We start from the raw sequence: 13396 nt of genomic DNA, 5'->3' as shown, positions 1-13396 counted from the left end.
GACATTTGGCAGTCTCTGCTGGGCCGAAAAGGGGTGAGTCGTGATGATAATTTCTTTGCCCTGGGCGGCGATTCCATTTTGGCTTTGCAGGTGGTCAGCCGTGCTCGGCAACAGGGCTTGGCATTAACGCCTAAGGACCTTTTTGAACACCCGCGATTACACGATCTGGCGGCGTGCGCAGTGAACGCAGAGGCCTCGATTATTTCCCAGCAGCCCTTGCAGGGTGAGCTTGGTCTTCTGCCCATTCAACAGCATTTCTTTTCCCTGAGACCGCCTAGCCCTAGTCACTGGAACCAACATTTGTGGTTGGCGTTGGATGCGCCCATGGATCGCCAAGCACTGAATGTTACCTTGCAGGCGCTCTACCGGCAGCACGACGCGTTACGTCTGCAGTTTACTTATGAGGCGAATGGCTGGAGGCAAACCTGTTTGTCGGCGGACAGGCCCTGCGATGAATTATTGTGGTGGTGCCAGGCTGCTGACGAAGCGGCGGTCGAGACCCTGTGCGAGCAGACTCAGCAAAGCCTGAATATTGAAACCGGTGAACTGTTTCGTGTCCTTTACGTGCAAACGCCGCAGCAACCGGATCGAATGTTATTGGTGATTCATCACCTTGCAGTGGATGGCGTATCTTGGCGTATTTTGTTGGATGACCTGCTCAATGCCTATGGGCAAGCCTTAACGGGCGCGGCGATAACCCTGCCGGAGCGTAGCCATAATTTGAGCGATTGGCACCAGGCGCTGGAGCAATGGCTGCAGAGTAAAGGGGAAGCACGTTTGCCGTTCTGGCAGGGACAACAGCCGGAAAAAATAGACAGTGCCCTGCCCACCTTTGCGGAAAAGGAAAGCGTGGCCTTGTCGTTGGGCAAGGATGATACCCGCAGGTTGCTGCAGGACGCGCCTGTTAAGTTGGGCGTGTCCGTTCCCGCTCTATTGCTGACGGCGCTCACCCGGACGTTGAAACCTTCCGCTATGGGCGCCTCGCTGGCGGTGCGTTCCGCCCCTGAGGCGCATGAGGCTGGCAGCGAGTCGCCCTCACAAGACAATCAGCTCGTTATTAATCTGGAAGGCCATGGCCGTGAAACGCGCCTGGCTCCCGGTTTGGATTTGAGCCGTACCCTGGGTTGGTTCACCAGCCTTTTCCCGCTGAGGTTGCCGTTCGACGGCGACCCGCGGCGGAATCTTTTTGCGGTCTCGCAACAGCTGGCAAATACCGAGGCTGACGGCGGCGTGGGCTATGGCGCACTGCGCTATCTTGCCGACAGTCCGCTTAACGACAGCACTGATGCGCCAGTGACGTTCAACTATCTTGGCCAGTATCACAATGATGCGTTGATTCAGGGTTTCACTCCTTTGCCGGGCGGCGGTAAGGCTCAGGCAGAGGACAACCCCATGGCTGCGCCGCTGGCCATTAATGGTCAGGTGGTGGCGGGCAAGCTGGGGTTGGTTTGGGATTTTGCTCGCAGCCATTACCCGCGCCAGCAAGTACAGCACTTGTGCGGTCGTTATCGGCAGGAGCTGCTTGCCTTGTTGGACCTGGCCGACTCACCACAGGAAGCGCGGGCCGACCCGGCGTTGGTAACCGTGCTGAATAGCAGTGCAGACGCGCCTGTGTTGTGGTGCCCCCATCCCGTGACGGGGCGCACAACCGGTTATCAAGCGCTGGCCGCCAGCCTGGAAGGGCAGTGGCAGGTGCGTGGCTTGCAATCACGCAGCTTCCTCGAGCCCGGCTGGTTCGATCCGTCGTTGAGTGAAATGGTAGAGCGGTATTACCGCACGGTGCGCCAGGCGCAACCTGAAGGCCCGTACTATTTATTGGGCTGGTCCATGGGAGGCGCCATGTCCATGGAGCTTGCCCACCGATTGGAGCAAGCCGGTGAAGAGGTAGCCTTTGTGGGGCTGCTGGATACCTATGTGCCGGGTCACGAAGTGCCGGAAGATCAGTGGTCGTCGCCACAGGCGCAACAAACCTTGCGTGCACATTTGGGCATGCTACTGACTTGCGCGCCCGCTACCGCGTTAGACGATTGCATGGCGCGTTTGCGTGACAGCAAGCCCGCGCAATGGCCGCAGAACTTTACACAGTGGCTGGCTACGCAATCGATTGAGGCGGCGGTGGCAGACAGTGCTGCGCAGTTATTGCATGCCTGGGCTGTGGAGCAACATTTGCGGGATTTGTGTTGGGGTTATCAGCTGCCGGCATTGCATACCCCGGTGCACAGTTGGTGGGCCAGTGAGCCAGCGGGGCGCGCTCAGGCACTTCAACGCGGGTTAGCGTTATGTGCTGAACTTGCCCATACCGAGACAGTATCGGCGGACCACCTGACGATCGTGCGGGAGCCGTCCCTGTTACAGGGCCTGTCCGTTTTGCTGAAGTGTTGCAAGGGTGGCAACGCATTGATGGACATACCGGACTAATCATTGTTGCTGTGCACTAGTCGTGAGCTTCGCAATATGTATAATGCGGTTGCGAATCATTACTATTACTATGTGTCTTACGATTGCTAGGAGAACGACCATGGGGAATCGGACCGAGAGCGGGCTGATCCGGGGGCTGAAGTGGGGCCGCAATCCACTGGCGCTGGCGGTAGCGGCGGCAATGGCGGCATCACCTGTCTGGGCAGAAGAACAGCAGGACGCTGATGAATTGCAGACCATCAAGGTGAATGCCGAGCAGTCGGACGATGTATACGGTGGTGATGATTTTGGTTATGTAGGGCAGCGCAGCCTGACGGCCACTAAAACGGATACACCGGTAAAAGAAGCACCTCGTGCGGTTTCTATTGTTACCCGTGAACAGATGGATGATCGTGCTTCCGTCAGCATCGCAGATGCGCTGCAGTACACGCCGAGTATCCAGGCCAACTTCTATGGCGAAGATAACAAACAAGACTGGTTTGTTATTCGTGGTTTCAAACAGGCGAACAATGGTTTGTACCGTGATGGCACACGAGTTTATTCCTATGGCTTTTACAGCTGGCAGCTTGATCCTTTTGCCCAGGAGCGTGTAGAAATTATGCGTGGTCCGGCGTCTGTGTTGTACGGGCAGACCCCTCCCGGCGGTGTGATCAATGTAATCAGTAAGCGTCCTCAGGATTATTCTTTTGGTTCCGTAACCGCGGAATACGGCAGTTATGACCGCAAGCAAATATCTGTTGATGTAGGTGGGGCGCCCTCGGAAGATGTGTCTTGGCGTGTTATTGCTTTGGGCCGGGAAAACGGCACCCAAGTGGACGACCTGGAAGCTGAGCGCACCATGCTGGCACCGTCTCTAAAACTGGGGCTAGGTGATCGAACTGAGCTGACGCTGTTGGCCTCCTATCAGAAAGATGACTCTGATCCGTACCTGCAGTTTCTGCCATCCAGCGGTACGATTTCTCCAAACCCCAATGGCAAGATTGACGATGATGTTGCCATTGGCAACCTGGATTACGAGAAGTTTGAGCGTACCCAGGTCTCGTTCGGTTATCAGCTGGATCATGCGTTTAATGATTCGACTAGTTTCCAGCAGAGTGCCCGCTACCAGCAGATTGATGTAGATCTGAAGCAAATGTACACACTGGGGTATATGCCGGGCAGTGGCGACTCGCAAGCAATTCGTGGCCTTACTGATGAAGACGGTGACGCCTACGGCGTTAACCTGGATAACCGTTTGATTCATACGTGGTCGATTAATAACGTCGAGCATACCTTGCTGGCAGGGCTTGATTATCAAAGCCTGCACATTGATGGCAAAAGTTTTGGTGATCCGTTGATGGGGTACGAGGCTGCGCCGGGGGTGTTTGCGCCTGCGACGTTGAACCCCTTTGACCCACAGTATCGCGATGCCAGTGAGCTGACCCCGGTTTCCTGTAATTTCAGCACTCTTGTGTGTACCGAAGTAACGGAGCGGCAGCGCACCACTATCGATGCGTATCAGGTGGGTGGTTACCTACAGGATCAGATGAAATTTGATAACCAACTGGTGCTGACCGTTGGGGCTCGTTTTGACCGCGCCAGTAGTGAGATCGAGAATAAATCCACGGGTGTTGAGCAGAACATCGACAACGATAAATGGACCGCCAACGCGGGCCTCGCGTGGTTGATAAATGATAACGTGACCGCGTACACCAGCTATTCGCAGTTTTTCCAGCCAATTCTCCAGCTGGATCAGAATGGCGAAGCAGCTAAGCCTCAGGAAGGCGATCAGATCGAAGTGGGTATTAAGTTCCAGCCGGAAGGCATGGACGGCTACTTCAACGCGGCGGCGTTTAAGATTACCCAAGAAAACTTGGCTTCCGGTGCAGCGGGTACACCTGCCTTTAAGCAGATTGGTGAAGTGGAAAGTGAAGGGATTGAATTGGAAGCCGTTACCAATATCACCCCGAGCTTGAGCTTGTTAGCGAATGCGACCTGGATGAACCCGGAAATTGTTTCCGACAGCACCCCTGCTGAAGAAGGCAATCGCCCGGTGAATATTGCGAATACTCTGTACTCTGCCTGGGCTAAATACACCTTCTTGGATGGTCCGCTGAATGGCTTCGCCATTGGTTCCGGCGTGCGTTACGTCAGCGACACCTATGGCGATAATCTTGAAACCTTGAAAGTGCCGTCCTATACCCTTTGGGATGCCACGGTGAGCTATCGCTACAAAGACTTCAAGTTCCAAGTGGCGGCGAAAAATCTGGAAGACAAAGAGTATGTCGCTACCTGTGATTATTACTGCTGGTATGGCGACCGTCGCAGTGTGATCGGTAGCGTGACGTATGCGTGGTAATGCCCGTCACACCATTATGCTGCTGCCCAACGGGCAGCAGTTGGATGTGTTCGATCAGGAGCTGGCGCCGCAATGGCGGTGCCAGTGTAATGATCAAGATTGGCTGACCGTGGTGGTGGAAGACACCGCTGCCAGGGTCCAGCAGTCCACCGACGATCCGGCCCAATTATGTCGGGCCGCTTGGGCATTTTTTGTCTCGCATGCCGAGGTAAATGCCCTGCAATTCGAGAGCGGCTTTCATGCGGCCTTTATGGTTCACAGAGAGAACCAGACAGCATGGCTTGAGCGTGACATGCTCTGGCAGCTGCCCGGTGACTGGTTACGGCAAAGCGATCCCTTGCCATATCCGGTCACTATGATCATGGATGAATCTGGCCGGCGTCACCCGCGACGCCGTTGTAAACCGGTGGGGGAAGTTTACCGCCGTTTTGATACCGGTATTCAGGCATGGGTGTCCCTGCGCACGCTGGATATCGAACAAGATCTGCACCGGTTCATGCGCTGGCAGAACAGTGAGCGCGTGGCCGCCTTCTGGGAACAGAGTGGGTCGCTGGACGAGCATCGCGCCTACTTGGAACGTCAGGCGAAAGAATCTCAGGTGCTTAACCTGATCGGGTGTATTGATGATGAACCCTTTGCTTATTTTGAAGCGTATTGGGCAAAGGAAGATCGCATCGGGCCTTACTACGATGCGCAAGATTTTGACCGCGGGATTCACATGTTGGTAGGTGAAGATCACCACCGTGGTCCGCATAAGGTTAAGGCATGGCTGAACGCGCTTTGCCATTACCTTTTTCTCGATGATTGTCGTACCACAAGGATTGTTTCTGAGCCCCGTTCGGATAACGACAAGATGATTCAACACCTTCAAGCCAGGCGATTTGCCAAGCCAAAGGAGTTTGATTTTCCGCACAAGCGCGCAGCCCTGATGGTGCTGTACCGTGACGCATTTTTTGAGCGTTGTGAGCTGAGCTGAAAATCTCGGTTCGGTTTTTTACCGAACCGCCATGGCGCGCTGCCCACCACTATCCGGCAGCAGGTGGCTGGCATATCGGTAATGCCCGATGTGTCGGTGTATGGATAACCCGGAAACCGTTCGGTTTCCGACACATTGAGGACATACCCCATGAGCGTTCATTCTCAAGAATATGACGTCGTTGGTATTGGATTCGGTCCGGCCAACTTGGCCATTGCTATTGCGCTAGACGAACACAAAGACCTGGATGGCTTGCGTTACTGTTTCCTGGAAAAGCAGCCCCGCTTTGAATGGCATGGGGGCATGCTGCTGGAAGGTACGCGCATGCAAGTGTCATTTCTGAAAGATTTGGCCACTTTGCGCAACCCGGCCAGCCGCTTCACCTTCGTCAATTATCTGCACGACAATAATCGTCTCGACTCTTTTATCAATATGGGCACCTTTTTCCCCACCCGTGTTGAGTACAACGATTACATGCGTTGGTCCGCCGATCAGTTTAAAGAGCATGTGCACTATGGCCAGGAAGTGATCGCTATTGAGCCGGTGGAACAGGGTGGCGAAGTGGAATGGGTGCGTGTTCGTTCACGGAATCCCGATGGCAGTGAGAACGAAATTTTTACCCGCAACTTGGTGATTGGTATCGGTGGGTACCCAAAAATTCCGGCTGTGTTCGCCGGCAAGATGGGTAACAACATGGTTCACTCTTCCCGCTACAAACATGAATACGAGCGTTTTGGTCGCCACGAGACACCGCGTATTGCAGTAATAGGGGCAGGCCAAAGTGCCGCAGAAATCTATCTGGACCTGATGGATCAGTACCCGGATGGCAAGATGGACCTGATCAGCCGCAGTCGTGCCCTGCACCCGGCGGATGACAGCGCTTTCGTGAACGAAATATTTGATCCTGGCTTCACGGATACTATTTACGCTCGCCCGGAAACGGAGCGGCAGGATTTTCTCAAACGCTTTAGTCAAACCAACTACGCGGTAGTGGACTTAGCGGAAATTGAACAAATATACGAACGCCTTTATTTGCAGAAAGTGACAGGCAAGGTTCAGCACCGGTTTTTATCCAACCGAGATATCGTTGGTGTGCAGAACGATGGCACCCGTGTGCTGTTGACCCTACGTAACAAGGACACCGGCGTGGAACAGACCGAAGTTTACGATGGGGTGGTGCTGGCTACAGGCTATAACCGCAATGGGCATGAACAATTGCTGTCGCCCATGGCGCGCTGGATGTCTGAGCAAGGGGTGGAGCGTTGTTATCGTTTGCCGATGGCGAAAGGCTGCCATGCCAATGTGTTCCTGCAGGGTTGTTGTGAGCAAACCCATGGTCTTAGCGATACCCTGTTGTCGATCCTGGCGGTGCGTTCCCAGGAGGTGGTGGACGCGCTGATAGAACGGCAGAGCCGGCCGATAGCCACGGCCTGCGCGAGCTGATGATTCCTGCTCTGGCCCCCTTGTTTCAAGGGGGCTTCTCTTCCTATGGTTCGTTGTTGCGGTTGGCCGAGCCGAATGATTCGGCCATCCCGTTAACGGACCTGTTTGATGCCCGGCGGTTACGACAGTCGCTATATCAATTTCGCCCTGATCTGAAGGGGGAAGATGAGCGGGCGCTGCTATCCATCTGGAGTAAGTATTATTTCTTGCGCCTGCTGCCCCCGGTGCTGGCCGCTAACCTGATTCTGCAACGTGCACTGCCGCTCGCAGTGGATGCTCTGGCGATAGAGCTGGATGAGCAAGGGCTGCCCGGCGCCTTTGTGTTGCCCAATGAGGGGCAGCTGCTGGTGCCCTCGGAGCACCCGCTTTCTCGGTTTGAGGGAATAATGCGAGACAATCTGCAGCCGGTGATTACGGCTTGGCAGCAGGCGCTGGGGTTGTCCCCTAGGGTGCTGTGGAGTAATGCTAGCCGTTATATTCACTGGTTTACGGGTGAACTGAAAGGCGCCGGCCTGCCAGAGATGCTGTGGTCGCCGGGGCTAGCATTGTTTGCTCAGCCTGCTTTTGAAAACGGTGAAAGGAACCCCTTTTTCGGAGCCTACCAGGACAGGATGAACGCCAATACTGGCACCCTGCTGACGGTGCGTCGCACCTGTTGTATCCGTTTTCGACTACCGGATACCGCGTTGTGTGAAGACTGCCCACGGCTGTGCCGAAAAGGCATGACCTGAAGCGCACATCTGTTGTGCTTTGCCCCTAAGAAAAGTAAACCTCCTGCCCGTCGCCATATGACACATGATTTGCATGCCTTAGGCCACGCTCAGAGTTGAGCGGTTTTTTCAACACCGGCGTCTTAGCGGGGCAGGGCGATCCAGCTCAAAACACCTTGCTGGCGTTCGCGCCAACGAAACGGAATGGTGGTGCCGGCCTTCCAATCCGCGGATAAGGTTTTCAGTAGCGTTAATGAACGGGAGTCCCGGCGCGTTGCGTCGTGAAAATAAAACCGCTTGCCGGTGATCGGGTAGAGTGCCTTGAATAAACTTTCTTTGGCAGAAAAAATTAAGGTGATGCGGTTGGCACGCTGAATGTCCGATAACCCTTCTAATTGTTCTCGTTCTTCATGGGTCAGCAGTTCGCGGCATAGTCGTGCCGCTCGTTCTGCGCTGAGCCATTGCTCCGTGTCCAGCCCCACGGTTAGCCAATGGCGCGCGTCAGCGACCATGACTTCAGCGATACCATGGCTATGGGTAATGCTGCCCAGGGTGCCTTCGGGCCATTGCGGGGCTCGATCGGCCCCCAGAGCAGGAATGCCGCTCACGCCAAGCATCGCCAGCGCTTCACGTGCGCACCAACGCCCAGCCAGATACTCGCTTCGGCGTTTCGCCACGGCGGTGCTCAGAGACGGGGGCAAGGGAATGTCTGCCTGAGCAAAACTATCGTCGCAAAGTCGTTCAGGAGCGTAGTGGCAGCCCACGCGCACCAGCCCGGTGGCGAGCTCTTCGCGATGAAGGTGAGTTAGGCATGAAGGGCGATGGAATAATGACATGATTAGCAGCTTTCCCGGTTGCCGGTACTATATCAGAGCTGCCCGGCAGCGAGGAATTTGATCCTCATTAGAATGCCACAACTGTTACACTGGCCACACTGCTTGCTCTGTATCTTGCTGTTTTTTCTTGCCACCTTTGCCACAGGCTACCTCCGTGACCGATTCTTCTTTTGCCTCCCTGCCGTTGACCCCAGAAATGCTCGCTAACCTGGACGCGCTGGGCTACGTCACCATGACCCCAGTACAAGCGCAAAGCCTGCCGTTATTGCTTAAAGGGCACGATGTGATTGCCCAGGCCAGTACCGGTAGCGGCAAGACGGCAGCCTTTGGGCTTGGTGTGCTGCACCCTTTGAACCCGCGCTATTACGGTTGCCAGGCGTTGGTGCTGTGCCCAACCCGGGAGTTGGCAGATCAAGTGGCCGTGGAAATTCGCCGGTTGGCCCGTGGCCCCGGCAATATCAAAGTGCTCACCCTGTGTGGTGGGCAACCCATCGGCCCGCAAATCGGCTCACTGGAGCACGGTGCGCAGATTGTGGTTGGCACACCGGGGCGCGTTCTAAAACACTTGAGTAAGGGGACGCTGAGCTTGGACGGGCTGAATACGCTGGTATTGGATGAAGCCGATCGCATGCTCGATATGGGCTTTTACGACAGCATTGCGGAGGTGATTCGGCAGACGCCGCCACGCCGTCAAACCCTGCTGTTTTCCGCCACCTACCCGCCGGGAATCAAGCAGCTGGCAGAAACTTTCATGAGTAATCCCCAGCATGTAGAAGTGGAAACCCTGCACGATAATAGCCAGATCGAGCAGCGCTATTATGAAGTGGAGCCGTTCCAGCGCGAAGAGGCAGTGGCCAGCGCCATTGCCTGTTTCCGTCCAGTATCCTGCGTGGTGTTCTGTGTGACCAAGCAGCAATGCCAGGATGTAGTGAATCAGCTTTGTCGTCAGGGGCTGTCAGCCATGGTGCTCAACAGTGACCTGGAGCAGCGTGAGCGCGATGAGGTGCTCACGTTGTTTGCCAACCGCAGCTTATCGGTGCTGGTGGCCACGGATGTGGCGGCCCGGGGGCTGGATATTGATAACCTGGATATGGTCATCAATGCGGAGTTGTCCCACGAGCCGCAAACCCATATCCATCGTGTCGGCCGCACCGGCCGTGCCGGCGAAAAAGGGCTGGCTATTAATCTGGTAGCCCCCCGTGAATCCCGGCGCGCTATAGCTATTGAACAGTTGCAGGGCGCGCCTTTGAATTGGCATCCGCTCAATAGCCTTAAGCCTCGAGAGGGGGAGCCCATGCAGCCGCCTACCATCACCTTATGTATCGGTGCAGGCCGCAAAGACAAGCTGCGCCCCGGTGATATCCTCGGTGCGCTTACCGGTGATGCTGGCATTGCGGGTAATCAGGTGGGAAAAATTACCGTCACGGATTATCAGGCCTATGTGGCTATCGATCGTGAGAGTGCGGACTTGGCTCTCGAACGATTACTGAAAGGCAAAATCAAAGGAAAAAACCGGCGGGTGAAAAAGCTTTAATTACCAGGCTGAAAAATGGTGCACCGTGTAACGCGGTGTTGCCGGCGAAGGCTTGCGTCCTTCCACTGGCGCGACCTCCGGGGGCTTTACCTCCTGGGTGGCGTGCATTGCCTACAGCAATTTGCTCTCACATACCCCCACCTATTATTGAAGATGGCCCAGAGCCCGGGGGCGATTTGTTCGACGAGCGCGGTTTTTCCCTAACGCTGGGGGCGTAGTGGTTCGTGACGAGGGGGGAGGATATCCAGGTGGTTTGGCATCAGTTTCTTGATAGGTATCCTTCGATAGGTATTCAAGGCCAGCCTAAATTGTTGGGAGACCCACTAATTCGCCGCCTAAAAAATCCTAAAGCATCTGGTCTTTAACGGCTCAAGCCTCAGGCTTATGTGTCGTGGTTAACTAACTACCGGACAGTGATTTAGGTTTTCCCTCGGCCAGCAGAGGGGCTTAAGTACCGCCTCAATATAAGAAAAATCGATAATGGAAAAGGATATCCCATGACACAAGGCCGTAGCATTCGACTGTTTCTGGTAGACGGTGCGCCCAATGGCCTACTTTCTGCCGAGATTATGAACTGGACCGGCCATGTGCTTACCGGTCCACGCTCCAAACTTAGCGAACTGGTGCCGCGCCCGGAAGTGGGGCGCACGGGCATCTATTTTTTGGTGGGGCCAGACCCGGATAACAGCTTTCGCTCGTTAGTTTATATCGGCGAATCCGACGATGTGGGTAAGCGCCTCAAGCAGCACAATAGACCGGAGGGGCAAGGCGGCAAGGATTTTTGGGAAAAAGTCTGCTTGGTTACCAGCAAAGACCAAAACCTGACCAAGGCCCATGTTAAACACCTGGAGAGCCTGCTGATCCAAAATGCTCGCGACGTGGCGCGCTGCACCTTGGTCAACGGTACCGCCCACGACTATATCAATCTGCCGGAAGCGGACCTGGCCGACATGGCCTTCTTTCTGGAACAGATCCGCACCGTGCTGCCGGTGCTGGGGTTCGACTTCCTCCGCGACAGCACACGCCCTGCCAGCCAGCCCAAGACACAACCCGTAGAACCGCAGGAATCTCCTTATTTTGTGCTGGAAGTGCCTAAACACAATATCAAGGCTCGTGGCCAGGAAGTGGATGGCGAATTTTTTGTGCTGCAGGGCTCTCTGGCCCGCGAAGAGTGGGTGGGTACCGATCGCGGCTATAAGACCCTGTTCAATCAGTTGCTGGAAGACAGAATCCTGATCCCCACCGATAGCGGCCTCACCACTTTTACCGCTGACCAGGCATTCTCCAGCCCCAGCGCCGCTGCTGCCGTCATCTCCGGCCGTAGCGCTAACGGGCGCACCCAGTGGGCCGTGGAAGGAACTGGCAAGACCTATGGAGATTGGCAGGATGAGCAAGTGTCGGCTAGTACAGGGCAGGGTTTGGATTAAGGAATAACAATGAAGATCGGTTTTGACTTTGGTACCAGCTTTTCAGCATTGGCAGTCTATCGGGATGGTGAGATTCACCGAATCATGTTTGATGGTGAGCCGCAATTTCGTACAGCAATCTACTTTCCTCCTTATGCACCAAGTGCAGATTTTTTTAATGCTGATGATCACCAAACCGAAATAGCCTCTATTCGTTCAGCCCTGATTCGCTCAGAGACGGAGGCCAAAGAAAATTACAGTGACAGGGTGAGAGAAGAAAGAGTCAGGGTTACTAGCCAAGCCAGGAATGATCCTGCTGGTTATAACGCTGATAGACAGCTGTCTGCGAAGTATCAAAGGATGTTGAGCGACGCAATTATCCGTATTCCTGAGCCTGTAGAAACGACGCGAGCGGATAAGGATAAGCAGGCAATTGAAACAGCCCGCAGACAATGGCTTGAATCAGAAGCAGGTAAAGACCGCGTTCTTGGGAATCTGGAGGAAAGCCAGCTTGAAGGCGCGTTGTTTGGCAATGAGGCAGTTGATGCCTACCTGAATAATGATCGCAAGGGACTTTTGCTCTACAACCCTAAGGCTTTTCTGGCTCATGATTTGTCTTCCAGGCTCTCGGCACCTCTGGAAAGGGCGATTGGCAGCTTGTTCAGGAAGGTTGTTGGTGCCGTAGAAGAGCAATTTCAGGAAGAGCAAGTAACAGGGGTTGTTATCGGGCGTCCCGTTAACTTCGGGAAAAAGCAGAGTGATGTGGAAAATGATCGGGCTATTTCGATTATTACCCATGCAGCTGAGCTTGCCGGCATGTCCAATGTTTCTTTCATGTATGAGCCTAGTGCTGCGTCCTACCAATTCCACGTTTCTCAAGATACTCCTCGTAAGGTTCTGGTGGTTGATCTAGGCGGTGGTACGGCGGATTTGTCGTTAGTGACCCTTGGCGGTGCTGAGCCCGCTCCAATTCCTCATCGGCAGCAGGGCTATCTGCTAGGGGGGAATGACGTAGATCGTGAGCTCAACAAGAAGGGGTATATGCCCTTCTTTGGAAAGGGCCAGGAGGTGAGGGGCATCCCTGCGTTGAACTCCTATTTCGCCTATGCCGCTAACGTTCAGCATATTGAGTACCAGAAAAAATTTATTGAGGCGGATCTTCGCCTGGTGCCGGAGCCATTCAGGGGGCGCCTGAATCACCTCAAAAAATCCGGTAATACCATTCGATTAAACAGGTTGGCCGAAGAGAGCAAGATTGAGCTGGGGCAGAAAAGTCGCAGCCGAAAGGTGATCGACTTTATCGGTGAAGAGCATGGGGTCGATATTGATGGCGTTATCTATGCTGATGCGATGGCCCGATACCTAGAGAAGCTAAAGGTTCTGCTGAAGGAGTTTTCTGATGAAGACTTCGATATGGTTTCTCTTACGGGCGGTATGAGCCGTGCAAAAGGCGTCAAGGAACTGGTCGAAAGGGTTTTTCCAGACAAGGATGTTCAGAGCTCAGAATCAACCCTTGATGTTGTATCGGGGTTGGCGATTTACGCGGCACAGCAATAATTTAGGGGAAGTGATAATTGCTGGCAGCCGAGAAGCACTTCTTCAGCTGTACATCATCGACTAGATGATGCCAGCGGGATGGCTAACCGGCCCGGCCCAGCCTTCTTTTGGTAAGGTGCTCACACTGTACCGAAATTGTACCTTTGAGAGAAATTGATTGGTGCCAGGCTAAATGGCT

At 54.6% G+C, this 13396-nt stretch carries 9 protein-coding genes; 8 read left to right on the top strand and 1 reads right to left on the bottom strand.

What is annotated here, in order from left to right:
* The 5 genes from Y017_RS04405 to fhuF all read left to right on the top strand — a co-directional run.
* A partial coding sequence (locus Y017_RS04405; protein ID WP_035459207.1) for a condensation domain-containing protein occupies positions 1 to 2418 on the top strand: 2418 nt, incomplete at its 5' end.
* Between the two features lie 100 nt (positions 2419 to 2518).
* Positions 2519 to 4756, top strand: a complete 2238-nt coding sequence (locus Y017_RS04400) for a TonB-dependent siderophore receptor (RefSeq protein WP_035459205.1) — start codon at positions 2519 to 2521, stop codon at positions 4754 to 4756.
* Positions 4746 to 5732 (top strand): GNAT family N-acetyltransferase, encoded by a 987-nt coding sequence (locus Y017_RS04395; protein ID WP_035459203.1) that lies wholly within the window; start codon positions 4746 to 4748, stop codon positions 5730 to 5732. Before Y017_RS04400 ends, Y017_RS04395 begins: the two co-directional genes overlap by 11 nt.
* A gap of 150 nt (positions 5733 to 5882) precedes the next feature.
* The gene (locus Y017_RS04390; RefSeq protein ID WP_035459201.1) at positions 5883 to 7175 is read left to right on the top strand and encodes a lysine N(6)-hydroxylase/L-ornithine N(5)-oxygenase family protein; all 1293 of its coding nucleotides are present in this window, start codon (positions 5883 to 5885) and stop codon (positions 7173 to 7175) included.
* Positions 7175 to 7906 carry a siderophore-iron reductase FhuF gene (fhuF, locus tag Y017_RS04385; RefSeq protein WP_011589366.1) on the top strand — a complete coding sequence of 244 codons (732 nt, stop codon included), beginning with the start codon at positions 7175 to 7177 and terminating at the stop codon, positions 7904 to 7906. Before Y017_RS04390 ends, fhuF begins: the two co-directional genes overlap by 1 nt.
* Positions 7907 to 8028: 122 nt before the next feature.
* On the opposite strand, the gene Y017_RS04380 is transcribed toward fhuF, so the two are convergent.
* A complete protein-coding gene (locus tag Y017_RS04380) occupies positions 8029 to 8721 on the bottom strand; it encodes a 4'-phosphopantetheinyl transferase (protein WP_035459199.1) in 693 nt (230 codons plus the stop codon).
* Positions 8722 to 8875: 154 nt separating this feature from the next.
* Between Y017_RS04380 and dbpA the strand changes: the two genes are divergently transcribed.
* The 3 genes from dbpA (at position 8876) to Y017_RS04365 (ending at position 13218) form a co-directional block, all read left to right on the top strand.
* Complete coding sequence (gene dbpA, locus Y017_RS04375; protein ID WP_035459197.1) at positions 8876 to 10255, top strand: ATP-dependent RNA helicase DbpA; 1380 nt, start codon at positions 8876 to 8878, stop codon at positions 10253 to 10255.
* 497 nt (positions 10256 to 10752) lie between these two features.
* Positions 10753 to 11682: a GIY-YIG nuclease family protein gene (locus Y017_RS04370; RefSeq protein WP_035459195.1), complete on the top strand. Its 930-nt coding sequence runs from the start codon at positions 10753 to 10755 to the stop codon at positions 11680 to 11682.
* A gap of 9 nt (positions 11683 to 11691) precedes the next feature.
* The gene (locus tag Y017_RS04365; protein WP_035459193.1) at positions 11692 to 13218 is read left to right on the top strand and encodes an Hsp70 family protein; all 1527 of its coding nucleotides are present in this window, start codon (positions 11692 to 11694) and stop codon (positions 13216 to 13218) included.
* The last annotated feature ends 178 nt before the right edge of the window (positions 13219 to 13396 follow it).

The organism is Alcanivorax sp. 97CO-5 (assembly GCF_000524665.1).
GTDB lineage: Bacteria > Pseudomonadota > Gammaproteobacteria > Pseudomonadales > Alcanivoracaceae > Alcanivorax > Alcanivorax borkumensis.
The sequence above is the reverse complement of the archived record's forward strand: the minus strand, read 5'-3'. Positions and strand labels throughout refer to the sequence as shown.